At 46.8% G+C, this 20,490-nt stretch carries 11 protein-coding genes and 8 tRNA genes; 4 read left to right on the forward strand and 15 right to left on the reverse strand.

Features of this window, described 5'->3' with window-relative positions:
• Window positions 1–437: 437 nt before the first annotated feature.
• Genes WG89_RS25530 through mukB form a run of 3 tightly spaced genes read left to right on the forward strand, consistent with a single transcriptional unit; the run spans window position 438 to window position 6,929 of the window.
• Window positions 438–1,805 carry a hypothetical protein gene (locus tag WG89_RS25530; RefSeq protein WP_062270502.1) on the forward strand — a complete coding sequence of 456 codons (1,368 nt, stop codon included), beginning with the start codon at window positions 438–440 and terminating at the stop codon, window positions 1,803–1,805.
• Window positions 1,795–2,529: a chromosome partition protein MukE gene (locus tag WG89_RS25535; protein WP_062270503.1), complete on the forward strand. Its 735-nt coding sequence runs from the start codon at window positions 1,795–1,797 to the stop codon at window positions 2,527–2,529. The genes WG89_RS25530 and WG89_RS25535 overlap by 11 nt, the downstream gene beginning before the upstream one ends.
• Window positions 2,526–6,929 (forward strand): chromosome partition protein MukB, encoded by a 4,404-nt coding sequence (gene mukB, locus WG89_RS25540; RefSeq protein WP_062270504.1) that lies wholly within the window; start codon window positions 2,526–2,528, stop codon window positions 6,927–6,929. The genes WG89_RS25535 and mukB overlap by 4 nt, the downstream gene beginning before the upstream one ends.
• Window positions 6,930–7,008: 79 nt before the next feature.
• Here the strand turns inward: mukB and WG89_RS25545 are convergent, their stop codons facing one another.
• From WG89_RS25545 to WG89_RS25585, 9 genes are all read right to left on the reverse strand, one after another.
• A complete protein-coding gene (locus WG89_RS25545) occupies window positions 7,009–7,923 on the reverse strand; it encodes an alpha/beta hydrolase (protein WP_062270505.1) in 915 nt (304 codons plus the stop codon).
• 437 nt (window positions 7,924–8,360) lie between these two features.
• A tRNA-Ser gene (locus tag WG89_RS25550) sits at window positions 8,361–8,453 on the reverse strand.
• Between the two features lie 38 nt (window positions 8,454–8,491).
• Window positions 8,492–8,568, reverse strand: a tRNA-Arg gene (locus tag WG89_RS25555).
• A gap of 56 nt (window positions 8,569–8,624) precedes the next feature.
• Window positions 8,625–8,701 (reverse strand) — tRNA-Arg (locus WG89_RS25560).
• A gap of 22 nt (window positions 8,702–8,723) precedes the next feature.
• A tRNA-Arg gene (locus WG89_RS25565) sits at window positions 8,724–8,800 on the reverse strand.
• Between the two features lie 25 nt (window positions 8,801–8,825).
• Window positions 8,826–8,918, reverse strand: a tRNA-Ser gene (locus WG89_RS25570).
• 40 nt (window positions 8,919–8,958) lie between these two features.
• Window positions 8,959–9,035 (reverse strand) — tRNA-Arg (locus WG89_RS25575).
• A gap of 19 nt (window positions 9,036–9,054) precedes the next feature.
• A tRNA-Arg gene (locus WG89_RS25580) sits at window positions 9,055–9,131 on the reverse strand.
• Between the two features lie 172 nt (window positions 9,132–9,303).
• The gene (locus tag WG89_RS25585; protein WP_062270506.1) at window positions 9,304–13,194 is read right to left on the reverse strand and encodes an autotransporter outer membrane beta-barrel domain-containing protein; all 3,891 of its coding nucleotides are present in this window, start codon (window positions 13,192–13,194) and stop codon (window positions 9,304–9,306) included.
• Between the two features lie 386 nt (window positions 13,195–13,580).
• On the opposite strand from WG89_RS25585, the gene WG89_RS25590 reads away from it, so the two are divergent.
• Window positions 13,581–14,420, forward strand: a complete 840-nt coding sequence (locus tag WG89_RS25590; protein ID WP_062270507.1) for an alpha/beta hydrolase — start codon at window positions 13,581–13,583, stop codon at window positions 14,418–14,420.
• A 15-nt stretch (window positions 14,421–14,435) separates the two neighbouring features.
• Here WG89_RS25590 and WG89_RS25595 read toward each other — a convergent pair.
• From WG89_RS25595 to WG89_RS25620, 6 genes are all read right to left on the reverse strand, one after another.
• Window positions 14,436–14,528: transfer RNA gene (locus WG89_RS25595), tRNA-Ser, on the reverse strand.
• A gap of 216 nt (window positions 14,529–14,744) precedes the next feature.
• Window positions 14,745–14,948, reverse strand: a complete 204-nt coding sequence (csrA, locus tag WG89_RS25600) for a carbon storage regulator CsrA (RefSeq protein WP_062270508.1) — start codon at window positions 14,946–14,948, stop codon at window positions 14,745–14,747.
• Between the two features lie 415 nt (window positions 14,949–15,363).
• Window positions 15,364–16,608: an aspartate kinase gene (locus WG89_RS25605; protein ID WP_062270509.1), complete on the reverse strand. Its 1,245-nt coding sequence runs from the start codon at window positions 16,606–16,608 to the stop codon at window positions 15,364–15,366.
• 137 nt (window positions 16,609–16,745) lie between these two features.
• On the reverse strand, window positions 16,746–19,367 hold the full coding sequence (gene alaS, locus WG89_RS25610) for an alanine--tRNA ligase (RefSeq protein WP_062270513.1): 2,622 nt from the start codon (window positions 19,365–19,367) through the stop codon (window positions 16,746–16,748).
• 127 nt (window positions 19,368–19,494) lie between these two features.
• Complete coding sequence (locus tag WG89_RS25615; RefSeq protein ID WP_062270510.1) at window positions 19,495–19,986, reverse strand: tRNA-uridine aminocarboxypropyltransferase; 492 nt, start codon at window positions 19,984–19,986, stop codon at window positions 19,495–19,497.
• A gap of 99 nt (window positions 19,987–20,085) precedes the next feature.
• Window positions 20,086–20,490, reverse strand: a 405-nt coding sequence (locus tag WG89_RS25620) for a type I secretion C-terminal target domain-containing protein (protein WP_153301823.1), incomplete at its 5' end; no start/stop codon positions are given.

The following is a 20,490-nucleotide window of genomic DNA, read 5'->3' on the forward strand; positions in this document are numbered from 1 at the left end:
CTACCGACCAGGAAACTGGTCGCGGCATAACGCCGTAAAACCCGGGACTCACTTTAGTAAAAATATTCATCATTCCCTATTGCCAGTTGCCCGTATTAGAGTGCCAGATGTCCTGATAAGCCGACACTCCCGGCACTATTTATGTCACTGCTGATCAAAGGCACTTTACGTGACCAGTTTGGTTTTCCATAATCATCCTATGATCAAGTCAGCCACATTTGCTCAACATGCTGAACAGGACTGACAGCCCCGCCCTTTAAAGAACGGACATACAGTACAAGTACGAAGCACCGTACTTGATACCCCTCCATCAAGGGATTTGGCGGCAATGTCCAAAACGAACGTATTTTTTAATTTAAACGGCCACGGCCAACTGAAAAAGTTTTCATGCCTACTGACAATGAAAGTTTTCAAGGTAACTAGCTAGGGAGTATGGATTGACGGCATCTCACGATATCCCCTCACTGATCAGCAATATTTTAACCAGTGGACAGAAGCTGAACCTGCAACCTGCGGACCTGGCTTTTCTTGCCACCCTGCGATACTGGAAAGATCAGGAATCCCAACCGGAGTTCAGTGAAGAAGAACTCCATATTGTCTACGAACAGGTCGACAAACAATTATTGGATAGTCTTGCGGACAGCTGCCAGCGACGTTGCAACGAAACCATTCGCCGCCTTCTGGAGCAGAACCTGTTGATCTGCCTGGAAGGCATCGGCGAAAAGCAGCACGCCTATCTGCTCCCACCCGTTTCTGAGCAAATAGTTGAGTCTATCTGCACTGGTTTTGACGCCTCTCATACTGCATTGAGCACTTTGTTCATGACAGTAGCCAGCCACCTGCGCGAAATAAGGGATGCAGCAGTCAATGACGGTAACGACCAATACTGGCGCCTTCAGATTGAGGCCCCACTTGATGTAACGGTTCGACAACTGGTGACCGCCATAGATCACCGCCAGCGACAGCTGGATCAGGAAGCCATAGAGACCCGCTCTGAAGTGGTAGCCCTGCTAAAACACGACTGGCAAAACGCCATGACCCGTTGCGAACATCTACTGAATGACACCCAGGACAGACTTCAGGACCTTCAACAATTATTGCTGGCCTCATGCCATCACCTGAGGCAATTACTGGAAGCCATCTCCAGCGCCTGCGAAACCGCCGACAGAAAACTGGCCGCGCATTCGGTCTTCAGACTTGAACAACATCTGGACCGGATTGAGCACTGGAGCGGTGAAAGACTGGAGCACTGGGAAAGTTTTCATCAGCGAGCTCATCAATACATACGTCAGTTCATTAATATGGATGAGAGAAAGGCGCTGATGGAACGCACGCTCGACGCCATTCAGAATTATGATCAGACGCCCTGGTCCCTCAACCTGTGCAGTGACGAGCCACTGATTCGACTCAGGGAAATTGACGTCCCGCAATCCGAATCCGTTCAATCACAAGTGATTATGGATGAAGAAGGTATGACAGACCTGGATGATCTGGAAGCGCGTAAATCTGAAATTACTCACTGGTTGAAAAATCTCGTTTGTGAAAAAGAGCACTTACCTTCTTACGAGGAAGCCCTGAGTGAACTTTCTTCCGTGATTCCGATGACTGACCTCCTGCAATCCGCCGGCTGGCTGTTTGAGTCCATGACCAAGCTGGGTCATTTTCAGCATCCCGAAGATATTCCAGACAGCATCTGGCAGGAAATCATGCCGAATCTTGAAGCAGAGCACCTGCAGCTCAAACTGACTCAACCTATCAAACAACACCCTACCAAGAGACAGGGAGAACCTTCGCTTGAATGCTAATACCCCATACCAGACTCTGACCGAAGTCATCAATGACGATCTCTTTCCTGAGCTGGACAGCCGACTGCGCCGGGGTGAACACATTGATGCGAGACACACCCATCTCTACAGCATGCTACAGGCAGGCGAAACCTGGCTGGATCTTCATTATCAGCGCTATGGGGCTGATCTGATCCGTGGGCAAGAAGATTACTATTATCTACGCCCTAATCTCGGCAACAAAAACCTGATTCGCTCGAAAAAACTCGATGAACTCAGCATGGTTCTGGGTCAGCTTCTGGCACTCTATCACCTTGATCCTGAACAGCTGGAAGGTGGAGGCTGGATCAGGGCTGATACTTTATTTGAACGTTTACGCATGCTGGTAGACGACGAACGACTGGCACGCCTGCTGGACCGAAAAAAAATCGACACACAGCTCGACCGTGAGAAAGCCATGGACACCCTTAAACGCTCTTTGAGGCAACTGTCGAGACTGGGAATGATCCGTATGGATGGCATGAAGGCTGACAGAGTTCAGACCCAATCACCTCTCATGCGTTTTATAGAACCCGTCAGAGCTGGACAAATGACCCGGGAAAGCCTGGAAAAACTGGTGCAATCCGGATCCATTTGCCTGGAAGCTGAGGAAGAGGTGGCCGACCAGACAACAACAGATGACTCATCATCTGAGATATCAACCACAGAAGGCACATCCGATCAGATTAAGGAAGTCGAAGCATGAGTCAGACACGCACACAGATTAACAGTCTGACACTGGTTAATTTTCGCGGTATCTTTTTCAAAACACTGTCCCTGCACCAGTGGATGAGCAACCTGATTGGTCATAATGGTGCAGGAAAGACCACCATTATGGGCGCCTTACTGGTCAACCGCGTACCCGACAACCGACTGGTAAGACTGAGAAACAACTCCGACAGCGGCCAGGATCGCAGTGACAACGGCATATGGGGACGCATTGAAAGCGGAACTTGCTACTCACTGGTCGACTACACCCTGTTCAACAATGCACGGGTTATTGCTGGCGTTCAGCTAAAACGGCTTGGAAAACCCAGAGTCGAACTGAAAATGTTTGCCATTACCGGAATCGATGCAGATGTTTCCGTCAAAGATCTGGTGATGAGTCCAGCTGGAGAGAATCGCTACGACGCCCTTGAGGGCAATGCACTCTCCAACCAAGTTGCCATGCAGGGTGGCACCCTGAAGCGATTCAAATCACTCGGCCAGTTTATGGATTGGCAGTTTGAGTGCCGTATCATCCCCCGTCGAATGGAAAACACCCGGGACCGCCAACGCTACTACCGGATGCTGGAGACCAGTCTATATGGTGGACTGTCTTCAGAAATGCAGAAAGGCCTCCGTGACTACCTGCTGACCTCGGAAGAGAATGTTAAAAAGTCGGTCAGCTCAATGCAGAATGCGCTGCAGGAAACACGGAAAACCCGAGACAGTATCAATGATACTCGGGAAAAACGGGAACTCATCAAGGAACTTCTGGATTCCAGTTATCTGCTGGGCGAAAACGTGATTGGCTTAGCCCAGAGGCTTCAGGTTCAACTCCAGCAATCACTGATCGACTGCCAGAATCAGTCCCAACGTACTGCTTCAGACATTACTGCTCAACAACAGCAAATCAGCGCTGTCGAACTTGAAATTGAGCAACTCGACCATACCCGCGAGCAACTTGAGCACCATGAGCAAGTAGCAAGAAGCCAGAAAGAGCAAGCTGAAACCCTTGATCGTCTGCACAGCGAATCCAGACAACTGAAAATGGAGAACGACTGCATCCATGAACGCATGGAGCAGCAAAACTCTCAACAGGAAATACTGGAAGCCCAAAAGCAGGAACAAAGTGAGCAACTTGATCAAATTGAAGAAGATGTTCGCTCACTGGTGACACAGTTGGCCAACGCTGAAGATGCCTACTCAGAAGAAGCTCGAAAAGCAGGTCTCTATAACCAGACAATCTCCAGTTTGGAGCAATGTCGAAACCTGCTGAAGGATGAGTCACTGGACGAAACGAATCTCAGCAACATCCTTCTGGATAAAGAGCAAAACCGCAAGGAACTGTCTGCGGAATACCACGTCAAGCGCCCCCTGCTTGAACAGATGGAAAATATACGAGGCCATTTCAGCCTGTGCCTCCCCATCCTTGAACAGCTGGAAAACAGCGAAGTATCTGCCGATAACGCCGGCACTATTGCCGATCAATGGATACAGAAGCGACGCACCAGAGAACAGGAGTCAAGAGAACTTCCTGCCATCAAGGTGAAACTCGAATCCTGCCAGAAAAAACGGTTGGAACAACAACGTCTGCTTGAGCATATAGCCAGGCTACCGACGCCTTACAACCAATCGATTACTAACTACCCACAATGGTTAGAAACCCTTCAAGAGGGTCAAGCTGAAAAAGTTGTCCTTGGAGAGCAATTAGAGCAACTCTCCTCTTCACTGCAAGACTTGAGACTGACAAAACAGGCGCTTGAGCAACAAAAAGCTCAGACGCATAGAGATCACTCGCAATGGTTAGAGTACGACAATCTGCTCAAGGAACTGATCGAACAGAATCATGAAATACGACTGAGTCAACCTAATGATTTAAGTACAGTTCGGAATGAGCTTACCCTGAAGCAGCAACAGATTAGTCGCCAGGATCTCAACCTTGAGAATGAACTGAATACCCTGCGTATTCGATTGAAAGGCCTTGAGGTCACTGAATCCGCTGAGCAAATCCAGTTGCAGAAACTGGCAGAACTCACTGGCGGTCAACTGGTCAGCCAGTTCTTTGATGAAGACGAAATCTCACTGGAAGAAGCGGCCTGGCTCGAAGCGAAAATGGGCCCGCTTCGAAACGCCATTCTGGTTCAGGATGTCGATAAAGCCGCCTCATTGATTCGTCAGGAAACCGATAGACCTGATGATGTCTGGCTACTTCAGGGTGAACAACGAAGCAGCTTCTCAGAGGACGACTTTATTCAGTCCCCCCTCCATCAGGACGAAGACGGCAGTGTCCTGATCAATCTTTCACAGAACATTTCTCGTATCAGCAGAGAGCCTGAATTCCCAACCATTGGCAAACTGGCTCGAGAGAACGAAAGACTGAGACTCATTGATCGGGAAGAGGCGCTGCTTGATGACAGACAAACTCTCGCCGTAAACCGAAAAAAACTCACCAAACAGTTTTCTTTACTGGACCAGATTGCCCCGATCTCTCATTGGATTGGTCGCAGCAAACCCGATGTTGACACCATTAGTGACAATATTGAACAGTGTCAGAACGAACTGACTTCCACTCAGGCGAATCTCAACCAAAAAGGCATCGAGTTAAAATCTCTGAGCCAGGTTGTAGCCTTTCTGGAGAACCAACAGAGCAACGCCCCCGTTCTGGACGATACTGATCTGGAAATGATGCTTGAAAGCATTGATCGCCAACACACACAGTGTCTTGAATCAACAGAATGGATCAAAACGCATTCAGACAGCATTTCACAACTGGAAAAAAGCAGACTGTATCTTGACACACCTCCTGCCAAAGATATTGATACCTTTAAAGCCAGCCTGGATAAACTCAGCGCCAACATTTCAGAGCTGGGCAACGTTATAGATCTACTGCAAAGAGCCGAGCAGACTTTACCCAACCTTCGCTTTAAAGATTCCGTTCACCGTCAGAATGAAACCAGCTCCTTAAGAGAATCTCTGAAGCAGGAATGGGAAGAAAAAGATTCCAGAAAACGGGTTCAACAAAAAGAACTGGAACTGCTCAAAGAGCAGCTTCAGGCACTCAATGGCAATATTTCTGCAGACAAAGGCCTGATTCAACACAACGAAGGTCAACTGCTACTGAAAGAAAACGAGATGAATGGCATTCCCCTGGACTGGCATGAATCACTCTCTGACCAGATGAGCGCGCAACTGGAAGAAGTCATCAGTCAATTACGCGCTATTGAGCCCAAACATCAAACTCTGTTCGAATCTGTAACCCGATACCGGTCTGAACTGGAAGGCCTCAAAGACCAGCTGCAAAAACTTCAAACCGAAGTTGAAGCCATCACTCCCAAGAGTGAAATAGCCAAACAGCATTGGGAGACCATTCAAGAGCAGGCAGGACAAAGCGGCCTCTTAAGTCGACTGCAATCTCAATATGTGCTCGAAGAAAGTAACGAACAACTTAAGGAAAATATCTCTACAGCCAGAGCCCGACTCGAACAGGCTCTGAAACCTGAACCAGAAAATACCCTGCTGAAACAACTCTCCGAGACCAGCCTGTCGGATCTGCCCGGATTATTTGAAGGCTTTCTCTGTGCACAACAACTCCTTTCTGAGCGAATGGATAAAACCATTTCCAACTCAGATGACCCAAGACAAGCCCTTGAACAACTGGAGGAACACCTGATTCGTCTTGAGGAGCGCCTGAAAGATGCAGAGTCACGCTTTCTGGCTGAGTCCGAATATATGGGCCAGAACATTCAACGCAGCATCAACCGACAGCGCAAACAGATCTTCCAGCTGAACTCAGCACTCTCTAGCGTCCACTTTGGCACAATTCGATCCATCAAAATTGAAGTTCAGGAAATCGATAGCTTCAGAAAAGTACTGGACGCCCTTCAGAGCCAGTTCTACGGAGACCTGTTCAAACAACCTGAAATGACGGTAGAAGACGCTCTGGCAGAAATTTTCAAGCGGGAAACCGGCGGCACCATTACCGGTGAAAAGCTGCTGGATTATCGTGAATACATCAAGCTCAACATTCTGATTCAACGTGCAGGCAACAGTCAGTTTGAAGCAGCCAACCCAACGAATCTGTCGACCGGTGAAGCCATTGGAACAGGCCTTGCGGTACTCACAATGGTTCTTCACTCTTGGGAGTCACAGAATCGGGAAGGAAATGGTCACGCAGCCAACCGCCTGCTATTCCTGGATGAAGCAGCCCGGCTGGATGCCAGGGCCCTACAAACACTCGAAGAACTATGTGCAAACCAGTCACTTCAACTGTTGGTGGGCGCACCTGACAATGTGCTTCCCAAGAATGGTGTTACCTATCGTATGGTACGACTAATGGAACCCTATGAGCATGTTATTTTCTCTGGGGTCAGGAGCAAGGCAGTTGCTCTCGAAGCATCATAACGAATTAGTACTGCTTTAAACCTAACTACATCAAAATCAAAAATATTAAATAGCCTCATATTTGAGGCTATTTCTCTTTTTATACTCCTGCCTCACTAAGACCTTTATTGAAGAACTCACTAATCAATCTTGAGGACTTTTCCTTATCAGCTTGCCAGGTACGAGTGTGACGTCCCTCAGGCACAATCCATAAGCTTTTGGGTTCTTGAGCAGCCTCATACAACCTTTTTCCATGACTGACATCTACAACCCTGTCAGCGGTTCCATGCACAATCATTACGGGTCTTGGTGAGATTTTAGAGATCACATTAACCGGTGCAGACTGGATGGTTTCCAAATCACCACGCCACTCATAAAAGAACCGAACCAGGCCGCTGAACCAGTTCATTTTCGGCAAATTAAAATCCCTCTCTCCAGCCTCAAGAATGATCGTATTCAGATCAGAAAAACCGGCATCAAACCAGCCAGCCTTGATCTGCTTATTCTCAGACATAGCCATGATAGAGGTAGTAGCGCCCATGGAGTAACCGACTACTCCAATATTAGAAATTCCCCTATCTTTGAGGTATTCCACTCCAGTATGGACATCTTTGACCTCATGAAAACCCATTGAGTTATATGACTTTTGACTGGAGCCCGAGTTACGCAGATCAATCAGAAGCAGGTTAAAACCCTGCCCATGCAAAGCGATTGAGTCTCTTAAACCTTCATGCCGGGTTGCTCCTCTGCCATGCACCAGGACAACCCCCTGATCTGCTTTCGATCCAGGAACAAACCACCCCTTCAGATGGATATCATCCGCCGTTTCCAGAGAAACATCTTCATAACTTAATCCAATCTCAGACGGAGAATCACAGAAAACGTAATGCTCCTGATTACAGGGATAGATTCCCGGATACAGAAGTTGATGAGAAAAATACCAGGCTGCTGCAGCGATTATGGAGAAAACAAACAAAAGGAGAGCAGTAACAGATTTAGCGTAACTTTTTATCATTATTATTTTCTGAACAACATACGACTGAGGATGAGTTTCACTTGTTAGTGGAAATCCTGTCAAGCTCAGCCACTTCATGAATGATTCAAAGTAGACATCTCTCTTGATCTTCCTCCTGCAAAAAAACCAATAACAGTACCGACGGGACAGCATTCACCCCTTAACAGCATTACCTGTAAAATACGATTAAATAAGACTTCAAAGGAATAAATTCTTGGTAAAACCAATACAATCGATGAATGGGTATATGGGAAATGAATGTTTTGAAATCAAATAGCGGTGAGGGAGGGAAAGATTGAAGCCGTCGTGACTTCAACCCTTCGGGCGCACTGAAGTGCGTCCAAAATCGTTCCGGACGATTTTGTCGAACCCTGGGTTCTAATCTTTCCAATACCGTTAATAAAAAAGACGCTCAATAGAGCGTCTTTTTTATTAAATGGCGGTGAGGGAGGGATTCGAACCCTCGATACGGCTACAAACCGTATACTCCCTTAGCAGGGGAGCGCCTTCAGCCTCTCGGCCACCTCACCGTATGTATAAACTGATAATGATCACTATCAGCTTAAAATGGCGCGCTCGGGAGGATTCGAACCTCCGACCGCCTGGTTCGTAGCCAGGTACTCTATCCAGCTGAGCTACGAGCGCGAAATTTATATAACGATCTGTATTTACTGCTACGACATTTGTCGCTGCTTTCAAAATGGCGCGTCCGGGAGGATTCGAACCTCCGACCGCCTGGTTCGTAGCCAGGTACTCTATCCAGCTGAGCTACGGACGCTCATATTTGAAAACTTTTAAAATGGCGCGCTCGGGAGGATTCGAACCTCCGACCGCCTGGTTCGTAGCCAGGTACTCTATCCAGCTGAGCTACGAGCGCGTTGTTTCTTCATGGCATACTTAAATGGCGGTGAGGGAGGGATTCGAACCCTCGATACGGCTACAAACCGTATACTCCCTTAGCAGGGGAGCGCCTTCAGCCTCTCGGCCACCTCACCGTTTCAATCTACCTTAACGACATTTGTCGTTGTTTTCAAATGGCGCGTCCGGGAGGATTCGAACCTCCGACCGCCTGGTTCGTAGCCAGGTACTCTATCCAGCTGAGCTACGGACGCTCATATTGAAAACATTGATTGGCGCGCTCGGGAGGATTCGAACCTCCGACCGCCTGGTTCGTAGCCAGGTACTCTATCCAGCTGAGCTACGAGCGCGCTGCGTCAACGGGAGCGAACTATAGAGATTTAACCCCCTGGAGTCAACGGCATTGTGGCAATTTTCACAGCTGAACAACAACGCACAAAAACAAAAAAGCCCCGCATAAGCGGGGCAAAAAGTTCAGGTCTTTTTACAGACGCTGGTGGTTAATCGTTAGCTTACAACTAATCAGAACTCATAACGGACAGTGGCATTAAAGCTGTCTGCTTTGTAGTCACCCATCCAGTTATGGTCATAGTGCAGACCCAGACTCAGGTTGTTCTCCATTTTGTAACTCACACCCAGACCGGCAAGGAAACGATTCTGTTCACGATCACTACCAGTGAATGTTCTTGTAACATCACCCTGTAGGATAGTCACAGTAGTCTCAGGCTTATCATCCTTGAAGTCATGATAACCCATCAGAACAAATTCAGGCTGAAGTGTTCCTCGACCCATTTCGAAATCACCCAAAAGCTTCATGCCAGCGCCCAACTCCATAACTTCGAACTCTTTCATCTTGCGCTTCTGAGCCAAATCACCTGTCAGCTTTTCGGTCACATCATCAAAGTCAACGCTGGCATAATCAAAAGCAATCTGTGGTTGGAGAATCCACTGATTCATCTGATAGTTATAACCCGCTACGAAACGAGCACCCCAGATAGTGCTATCCGCCTCGCCTTTATAAGATGTGTTGCTCTGCAACTGAACTTTACGCTTATATTCGTTAGTTCCCTTACCGTAGCTGAACATAGCGTCCAAGAAATAGTTGTCCTGAGTCCAACCTGTGTAAAGTGTACCCATATAGGTATCAGTGGTTGTATCACGATTAATGTCGTTGGTTTCCACTTTGGTATCACCAAACGTGAAAGCAAAACCAACAGTCATCTGGTCATTCAACATACTGTCGATACCGAGAGTGACACCATTCACTTTAGCTTCATAACCCTTCACACCGTCCTTGTTATCAAGCTTTCCATCACTGAAGATGTATTCAGCCCAGAAACCTTGAGACTCGAACATATCTCCAGCATTAACACCTGTACGGCCACTGTTCAGACGACGACCTATGGACTCATTAACTTTGTTCTGGAGAGTCACAGAGGCACGACCAACACCGTTATTAAGATCAGGTAACTGCTGATCAGCAAACAGTGTGATTTCCTTACGCTCCTCAGCCTGAGTCATCACGTTATACATAGCTTCAGAAGAAACCATGTTAGAAGTAGACATTGCAGCCTCATTGGTTGCAACATACATATTTGCCTGGTTTTCAGTCAGACCAAACTGAGAGCGAAGCTTTTGTGTTGGATTGCGATCATACTTAACCTCAAGCGAGTACATAGACTTCTTAGCCTTCTCGCTCTTAGTAAACCCACTCTGGGAAGCATCCAGGAAGACAGTTCCTGTTTCAGGTGCTACAAAGTCACCTTCAACCTTATCCACCTCTACTGCAGCTATGGAAGCAGCTACAGCCGTACCAGATTTCGCATCCTGATACAGTTTTCTAGCATGCTCGAAGCGCTTCTTACCATCCATACCCGAAAGATCAAGCTTAACCTTGTTCTGACCTTTCAGCTTCAGACCGCCCTCCACACTTGCATAAGGCGTAGATGCCAGAGATGAGTCATTCAAATCTACAGCAAGAACGAGATTAGCTCCTTTCTCAAGTGTTTTACCATTTGTGACAACTAAAGAAGGCGCAGCTGTTGAAGTAGCCTTTTCCCCTTCTCCCTTGCTTTCCTTAAAGGTCTTATAGATTTTTAGACTGCCATCAGAATCAATTACCAATGGAGCAACAACTCTAGTCTGCTTAAGGTCAGTGGACTGATAGATGGCCTTTCCAGCCTTTTTAGAGGCTTCTGCGTCCAGAGCTGTCAGGTCACTAGTACCAGGCTTAACCTCGACCTGACCGGTTACACGAACCTCTTTGACGTGTTCATTTTCTTCACCGTCAATAAGGCCACCGATCTCACCACCTTTCAACGTACCCGCTTTCAGAGTAACCGTTGAACCAGCGAATCGTTTGGGGTCTTCGCCTTCACCTTTTTCGGCAGCGAAACCTTTCAGGTTACCTTCCAGAGTACCACCGTCCAGAACGAAGTTTCTGAAACCATGGATATCTTTGGCCACATCCTGACCAGCAGAGAGTGTCACATCTGCATCTTTTCTGACGAATACAGGTTGAGCATCCTTAGACATTGAGCGAACAGTTGCATTACCTTTCAACTCAAACGAGGCCAAGGGCTGTTCAACCGTACTGACTACATCAGCATGCAGATAGCCATCTTCAACCAGAACCTTCTCAAAATCAGTCAGGCTGACATGGGCAACAGAGCCTTTTCTAACTTCGAATACATCAGGAACATCTTCAGCTTCAACATCAACGATGTGCTTATCAAAACCATCTGTTGAACCTTCCATTGCTCTCTTGGCATTCAGACCCTTGACAGGTACAGCCTTAATTTCAGTAACGGTAATGGACTTTGGCTGTTTCTTTTCTTTAGCCTTGCCATCATCACCTGATTCTTCGGGGGTAGCTTCTTCAAGAGTAATTTTATTCTCTTCCTGAATACGCAGGCGAGTATTAGTCAAAACAACATTTTGACCGGCTACAACACCTTTACCACCATTGGCCACATCATCGGAACCCGCATCAACAGTAATATCACTGTCTGTCAGGTGAACGTTGGTGGAAGCTGGAGTAACACCGTCTTCTTTAACACCCACCTGCCTGACGTTCAACTTAGCCCCGGTAATGAGCACTTCTTCCTGGCCTTTAATGTTAACAGTACCGTTCTTGGCTCCATCAACAATTACCATTGTAGTTTTGCGCGCTACAGGCTTCTTGACTACCTCACCGTTCTCATTTTTGGATTCTTCCATAACCTCTATTTGTTCTGGAAGAACAGCAATCAAGTCTACAAAGGTCTTGGCCTCTGTCGTCTTGCCAGCTTCACCTTCAACATCCACACCTGTTACGTCTTCAACGTCTTTCAAGTAGATGATTGTGGATCGGATAGCCCCGTCTTTTGCGACACGTACTGATGTGCCTTCTTTGGCAACAAATGCCTCAAGTCCACGCTCCTTTGTACCGAATCCTTCATGCACTGCATTCGATTTCTCAGAAAGTACAACCGTACCGTGTGCCTTTTTATCAACTCCTTCACCAGAAGCAGCAGAAGCAACTACAGGAACTCTTTCTCCCTCTTTAAAACCACTACTGACAGCTGCCAGATCCAATACTTTGGTTTTAAAGCCCAACTGGGTAATTTTCCCAGAATCGTCTTTCTTTAATTCAAAAACTTCTGGAACCTTCGCCAACTTCTCAAGAACTGTTTTTCTGACCCCTTCGTCAGACAAATCCATTCCTTTCAACACGATCGCATCTGGCGCTACCTTAACCTTTTTGGTTTTTTTGGTCGCTTCATCCATGACTTCCTTCTCAACAAGAAGTACATCTTGAAGTTTTGCATCTTCAAGGGCTACCAGGCTTTTTAGATGCGCTTCCTGAGCCTTCTGAAGGTCTTGTCCTGTTCTCTTAACAAGCCTTTTATGAAGACCATGATCCTCACCACTGAAGTTGGATTTTGTTTCTGCAGCATCCAGTAACTGAGGGTTTCTTTGAACCTTATCCAAAACAGCCTTTGCACGTTTTTCTAAAGGTTTCTCTTCAGTAGGCTTCTCTTCTGTTTGCTGACTACCTGGTTGCTTATCAGCTTCATCGTCAGCCTCCTTTTGCACGCCCAATAAAAAGAACTGAGGTGCTTCTGCCTGGAGCTGCTTCCAGAAACTGGCATTTACAAACATCCTCTCTGCATTAGTAGTCTTTTCATCATATTTAATTTTGTAAGCCTCATAACGCTTAACAGCCATGTCAGCTTGTGCTTTCAAAGGATCATCGGCATCCATTTCGTCTCGAGTTTTTACCATTTCGGTAAGATCGAGCTTATCTACTGTTAGAAAGATATCTTTATTATCCACATGGAATTGAGCCTGTGAATAACCACCATAACCACCAAGAGCCGCAACCACGGCTACGGAAAGCAGTGTCTTTTTAAACACCTGAACTTGTCTCATTACTCCAACTCCAACCTCTAGTCTGGATGTTTTGCTCGTTGAATTTTCTCATTTATGAGCTTTTTCAAATCAATGGACATCTCAGGCACAGAAGCCTGAAGGCTGGGTATCGTACAGAGTGGCGTAATTATTATTAAATACTCTTTCAGAATTAAAAATTAAATTATCTTTCCCCTAAATTCTAAAAAACAAATAATTTGATCAATCAATTTTTATCAACTAACTTTCACTGGTTGTTAATTTTAATAACACCTTATATTTACGATTTATTTTTAACATTCAGAGCTTTTCTTTTAATAAACGGTTACAGGAAAGCCATATCAAAAAACATTTAATAAAGCTTATTAGATCGGTACAATAGTACTAAAAACGATATCATCTCCCCTATGAAATACACTCTGCTTATCACTTTTACGATATTACTCTTAAACGGCTGCCATTCACCCGCCCCCTTCTCTAAAGAGACCACCCAATCTCTGGTACTTACAAAAAGCCTGAAGCCGATTGAAATCCAAACGTCAACCTATACATTAAAAGCCTGGACACCCGCCAAGCCTAAAAGCCAGCGTCTGAGAATCTATATAGAAGGCGACGGGAGAGCATGGTTAAAACGCGGAATTGCTTCCAGTGACCCAACACCTGCAAACCGCCTTGTTCATAGCTTGATGTTGGAAGATCCCTACAGTGATGTTGCTTACCTTGGCAGGCCATGCCAATACATCATGTCTGATTCCTGCAATAAAGCTGTTTGGACTTTTGGCCGTTACGACAGTAAATCACTCGACAGCCTGAATGAATCCATCGATTTTTTGAAAAAGGATGGTCAATACAAAGAGATTGAACTTGTAGGCTATTCAGGAGGCGCCACTCTGGCTCTTCTTACGGCTTCACGCAGGGATGACGTTATTACAATACGGACACTGGCTGGCAATCTGGACCCTGCATTCACTAACCGGCTTCATAATGTAACTCCTATGCCATCTGCTATGAACCCCCTGAACTTTCAGGACAGTTTAAACACTATTCCACAACTGCATTTCTATGGCAGCAAAGACCGTATTATTCCCTCTCAGATTTCAAAACATTATCTGAAGTCGGCCAGTATTAAAGAGTGTATTTCACTGAAGAAAGTAGAAGGAGCAACACACAGCAAAGGCTGGAATGAGAAATGGAAGCAGCTTATCTCAATATCACCTGAATGCAGGATTAAAGAGAAGAAACAATAAGCAGGAAAAGCTAAATGGCGGTGAGGGAGGGATTCGAACCCTCGATACGGCTACAAACCGTATACTCCCTTAGCAGGGGAGCGCCTTCAGCCTCTCGGCCACCTCACCGGAGGTGCAACTAATATTACCTTTCACTCCTTGGAATGCAAGCTTTTTCTTACGTCTTTAACGACCACAGACTTATATAAAAACAACATTTACTGCCTTCATAAACAACAACTTACAAATGTTCATACATCACTCATGCTCAAGTGTTACAGATAAAAAAATACCCAGACAATTGCCTGGGTATTTTTCACTGAATTCAGTTTTGCGACCAGAGTATCAGTATGATTCAGAGACAGATGGTATACCTCCGTGCTCTTTTTCTTTTTGAATTCTCTGATAGATCTCTTCACGATGAACGGCAACTTCTTTTGGCGCATTGACTCCAATACGCACCTGGTTACCTTTTACGCCCAGCACAGTGACAGTGACCTCGTCCCCGACCATCAGGGTCTCTCCTACGCGGCGAGTCAGAATCAGCATTACAATCTCCTTATTTACATCTCTGTAAGTCAACGACCGTCAATCCTGAGCACGGCGGTGCTTTGGTTGATTGTCCTAAGTCCCACATACGGGAATACTTAAGCTCTCAGCAAAGCAGCAGCTGCCAGATCACCGTTTCATGCTTAAGAATCTCTCAGCAAACAGAGTCTAGCCACCGAACCCAACATTTCCATGCGTATTTTTACTAGCAGAGAAATGTAGTCATCAAAAAAATCACATTGTCTAAGTTTTTAATAGGCACAGACCATTCTAGTTGAAGAATCCATACCTGACGGGAATGACGGTGTTTTTGTCCGATATTCCTGGCCGACTTCCATAGAACAAAGTCAGTCAACTAATCGAACGTAGCACGTCGAGACTGCATCACTCCCTTTTCAAGACGCTCTACCCAGCCTTAGACACCATTACTCTCAACAGGTTCCCGGTCCAGCTCAAATACCGAATGCAGAGCCCTGACAGCCAGCTCCAGGTACTTTTCTGCAATAATGACCGAGACCTTGATTTCTGAGGTCGAAATAATCTGGATATTGATCCCTTCTGCCGCCAGTGCTTCAAACATCTGGGTGGCAACACCCGCATGGGACCTCATACCTACACCGACTATGGAGACTTTCGCTATCTTCCCATCGCCATCGTATTCTCTGGCACCCAGCTCTTCACACACTTTGGCGCAAACATCCAGAGTCCGCTGATAGTCATTTCGGTGGACAGTAAAGGTAAAGTCGGTAGTACGATCATCAGACACGTTCTGGACAATCATATCCACTTCAATATTGGCCTTACTGACCGGACCCAGAATTCGGGACGCAACACCAGGAATGTCGGGCACACCTTTGATTGTGACTTTCGCTTCGTCCCTGTTAAAGGCAATGCCAGAAACAACCGGTGATTCCATAGCTACATCCTCGTCGTCGATGGTGATAAGCGTTCCAGGGCCCTCCTGCATGGAATGCAGCACCCTCAGTTTGACATTATATTTTCCAGCGAATTCAACCGCTCGGATTTGCAGTACTTTTGAACCCAGACTGGCCATTTCCAGCATCTCTTCAAAAGTAATCTTGTCCAGACGTCTTGCCCCTTCTACAACACGGGGGTCGGTTGTGTATACACCATCCACATCGGTATAAATCTGGCACTCATCAGCGTCCAGAGCCGCTGCCAGAGCTACTGCGGTGGTATCAGAGCCACCCCTACCCAGAGTGGTTATATTGCCCTGATCATCACGCCCCTGAAAGCCTGCAACAATAATCACTCTGCCCTGATCCAGATCAGCCCGCATTTTTTCTGTGTCTATTTTCTGGATGCGAGCCTTGGTATGAGCCTGATCTGTGACAATGGATACCTGACTGCCAGTATATGATCGTGCTGGACAGTTTCGCTCATTGAGCGCCATAGCCAATAGGGCAATAGTGACCTGCTCGCCAGTGGAAAGCAGAACATCCATCTCTCTTGGTGTGGGTTGTTTTTGAATATTGGTTGCCAGGTCAGTCAGACGGTTGGTCTCGCCACTCATTGCTGAGACGACGACAACGACATCGTGTCCCTGATCCCTGAACCGCTTCACCTTGTCGGCTACCCCCTGGATTCGATCCAGGTCTCCAACCGAGGTGCCGCCAAATTTTTGTACTAACAGCGCCATTTTTATATCGTTCTACATCAATCAGCCGATCTCGGAATGTAACACGAATAGCTTCTTGAAAAAAAGCGCAGCCCAATAAAAACGAGCCAGAAGGCTCGTTTTTATTGGGTATGAGTCGTTCGACTTAACAAATCACATTACAATCGTTCTTGCAACCACGGCGCAATGGATTCCAGTGCTTCTTTCATTTTTGCAGGATCAGAACCACCACCCTGGGCAAAATCCGGACGACCACCACCACGACCACCGACCTGCTCAGCCACCATTTTCAGTAAATCGCCTGCTTTCACCTTGCCAGTCAGATCCTTGGTAACACCAGCTACCAGAGGGAACTTTGCATGCCCGGGAACCGCCAGGAAGACAATACCAGTCTGCAGCTTGCCTTTGAGCTGATCCACCATATCCCTCAGAGATTTGGGATCAACACCTTCAAGCTCTGTTGCCAGCAGCTTAATACCGTTAACATCTACTGCTTGCGAGAGCAGATCCGCGCTACCCGCTGAAGTCAATTTCTGCTGAAGTTTCTGAATCTCTTTCTCAAGTTCTTTATTGCGATCCAGCAAGCTAGAAACCTTCTCCTGGAGATTTTCCTGAGAACCTTTCACCAGGCTGGCTACAGATTTCAGGGTATCTTCAAGTTTCTCCTGATACAGATCTGCAGCTCGACCTGTGACAGCCTCAATTCGACGCACACCTGCAGCAATACCAGATTCAGAAACAATTCTGAAGGAACCAATTTCACCTGTACGGGAAACATGGGTACCACCACACAACTCAACAGAAAAGCCTTCGGAACCCATGGATAATACGCGAACTTCCTCACCGTACTTTTCACCAAATAAGGCCATGGCACCTTTTTCCTGTGCCGCTTCCATACCCAGCAGTTCAGTTTCAACCTGACTGTTCTCACGAATCTGCTGGTTTACCATCTGCTCAACAGTTCTTAGCTCTTCAGGCTTAACGGCTTCAAAATGAGAAAAGTCAAAACGAAGCTTTTCAGGGTCTACCAATGAGCCCTTCTGAGTAACGTGCTCGCCCAGAACTTTGCGCAAAGCCGCATGCAACAGGTGTGTAGCTGAATGGTTCAACTCAGTGGCTTTACGGTTCTCAACATCAACATAAGCGGTGACAGTGGCCCCCAGCTTTAATTTGCCCTGGGTTATTTCAGATATATGAAGGTGGCTTTCACCCTGCTTCTGAGTATCCAGCACCTTGACCTGGCCACCGTCAAACTGCAGCAGGCCTGAATCACCTACCTGACCACCGGATTCCGCATAGAACGGGGTTGATTGCAGCACTACTGTTGCCTGCTGGCCTTCAGAAACAAAATCAACAGACTGCCCATCAACAAACAGAGCGGTGACTTCTGCCCCGTCTTGCAGCTTCTCATAGCCGGTAAAGTCAGTAGAACCTTCAATCACCAGTTGTTCGTTGTAATCAACACCAAACTTGCTCGCAGCTCTGGCACGCTCACGCTGAGCTTCAAGCCGTTTTTCAAAGCCTTCTTCGTCAACCGTGAGTTCACGCTCTCTGGCAATGTCATTTGTAAGGTCAACCGGGAATCCGTAGGTATCGTACAGGGTGAAAACTACATCACCTGGAATAACACTGCCTTCAAGGCCTTGCAGTTTGTCTTCAAGCAGCTTCATGCCCTTGTCGAGAGTTTTAGTGAACTGCTCTTCTTCCTGCAGAAGAATTCTTTCAATCTGGGCCTGGTTTCGAGCCAAATCCGGGTAGGCATCGCCCATTTCACGAACCAGAGAAGCTACCAGTTTGTAGAAGAATGATTGATTTGCACCCAGTTTATGGCCATGACGACAAGCCCGGCGAATAATCCTGCGTAGTGTGTAACCACGACTTTCATTGGATGGCATGATGCCATCGGAAATAATGAAAGAGCTGGAACGGATATGATCAGCAATGACGCGCAGCGAAGCTTCAGTAGTAGCTACACCACCCAGAATTTCAGAGGCATCTTTCAGGAGGTTCTGGAAAATATCGATGTCATAGTTACTGTGACCACCCTGCATAATGGCAGCAATTCGCTCCAGTCCCATGCCCGTATCTACGGAAGGCTTTGGCAAAGGCTCCATTGTCCCGTCAGCCTGACGGTTGTACTGCATGAAAACGATGTTCCAGATTTCAATAAAGCGATCGCCATCTTCTTCCGGTGTACCAGGGCGACCACCCCAGATATGATCACCATGATCATAGAAAATTTCTGTACAAGGACCACAGGGGCCGGTATCTCCCATTTGCCAGAAATTGTCTGAGGCGTAAGGAGCGCCCTTGTTGTCACCAATACGAATAATGCTGTCTGCGGGTACACCGATTTCTTTCACCCAGATGTTATAAGCTTCATCATCGGATTCATACACAGTCACACAAAGACGCTCGACGGGCAGCTGCAGCTTTTCCGTCAGGAAAGTCCATGCAAAACGGATAGCATCCTGCTTGAAATAGTCACCAAAACTGAAGTTACCCAGCATTTCAAAAAAGGTGTGGTGACGAGCGGTGTACCCGACGTTTTCCAGGTCATTGTGCTTGCCGCCAGCACGGACACATTTCTGGGATGTAGTGGCTCGGCTGTACGCTCGTTGCTCCCTGCCAAGGAATGTATCCTTGAACTGGTTCATACCTGCATTGGTAAACAGCAGGGTTGGGTCATCGTGAGGTACCAGAGAACTACTGGGTACAATTTCGTGCCCATTTTCTCTGAAGTATTCAAGAAAAGCAGAGCGAATCTCAGCACTTTTCATATAAGTCACACGAGTCATACAGGTCTTCCAAACGGGAGATTGAACAGCAATCTATACAAAAACGGTCATTATATAGAAGGGAACGAAAAACAGCTATGGACGTTGATTCAAGCCAGCCAATGGTTTTTCAGCGGTATTCCTTACAGAACAGGGCTAATGACTCCTTGAGAGCCAAACACTTCTCAGGGAAGCCTTCCATAACCAGCACTTCTGCAGCCACCTCAGCAGTACAAAGTCCACCTGAGGCTTGATTACGCCTTAGATCATACACAGATTTTTCATCGGATTGGATCTCACACAAGGGCAGATTATGCAGATAGGGACTTTGCCGGTACATTTTTCTGGCCTGCTGCCAGGTTCCATCCAGCAAAATATAGAGCGGCTTCCTTGCTCCCCCTGAATCTTTAAACACCTCATCATATTGCTGATAGATCGCGAACGCTTCTGGAAATACGAGTTTTGGTGCAAAACTATCCGACTCCAGCATTGCTAACAACTGTTCAGGAGGCTCTACCCTGCTCCAGCTCTCGACAATCGTTTCCGGCATCACTTCTTTCACCAATCGTCCAGTGTTGCTTGCTTTCAATAATTCCAGTGGGTGGGTCAGCAGATAGATCAAGGCTTTCGGCTCATTATCTTAGAAATACAAATAATTGCTTGGACAATAAAAAAGGGACTAACCTGTTGGTCAGTCCCTTTTTTAGGCGATTGAATAATATCAATCTATCTGAAGGTTGCCATCATCAATCAGGTTGTTGAGGATTTCTGAATCAGTGCTTCCGCCACCGTAACTCGACAGGTCGACACCCTCAAGTTTAATTTTCTGGGTGACATCGCCATTGGCATCCGGCTTCACTTCAATAGTCGTATCACCATCTTCGAAGTTCAGGCTTAGATATTGATCCAAAGGTTCTGACTCATTCACCAGCACATCACTCAGATCAATCACATCACCGCCAGACCCAGTACTGAAATCAGTAATCGTATCCAGTGCTGGCGAGCCTCCAGTCCCTACGTCTGATGAATCCCAGATAAACGTATCACTGTCGTTACCTCCGGTCAGGATATCGTCACCTGCTCCACCGGTAATCTGATCGCTTTGATCTGTACTAACAGTCTCCTG

The sequence above is a fragment of the Endozoicomonas arenosclerae genome, from assembly GCF_001562015.1.
Classification (GTDB): Bacteria; Pseudomonadota; Gammaproteobacteria; order Pseudomonadales; family Endozoicomonadaceae; genus Endozoicomonas_A; species Endozoicomonas_A arenosclerae.

What these genes read in the sequence shown, in the direction of transcription:
- mukB (WP_062270504.1), top strand. Translation starts at nt 2,526, where the DNA reads ATGAGTCAGACACGCACACAGATTAACAGTCTGACACTGGTTAATTTT.
- WG89_RS25545 (WP_062270505.1), bottom strand. Translation starts at nt 7,923, where the DNA reads ATGATAAAAAGTTACGCTAAATCTGTTACTGCTCTCCTTTTGTTTGTT.
- WG89_RS25585 (WP_062270506.1), bottom strand. Translation starts at nt 13,194, where the DNA reads ATGAGACAAGTTCAGGTGTTTAAAAAGACACTGCTTTCCGTAGCCGTG.
- WG89_RS25590 (WP_062270507.1), top strand. Translation starts at nt 13,581, where the DNA reads ATGAAATACACTCTGCTTATCACTTTTACGATATTACTCTTAAACGGC.
- csrA (WP_062270508.1), bottom strand. Translation starts at nt 14,948, where the DNA reads ATGCTGATTCTGACTCGCCGCGTAGGAGAGACCCTGATGGTCGGGGAC.
- WG89_RS25605 (WP_062270509.1), bottom strand. Translation starts at nt 16,608, where the DNA reads ATGGCGCTGTTAGTACAAAAATTTGGCGGCACCTCGGTTGGAGACCTG.
- alaS (WP_062270513.1), bottom strand. Translation starts at nt 19,367, where the DNA reads ATGAAAAGTGCTGAGATTCGCTCTGCTTTTCTTGAATACTTCAGAGAA.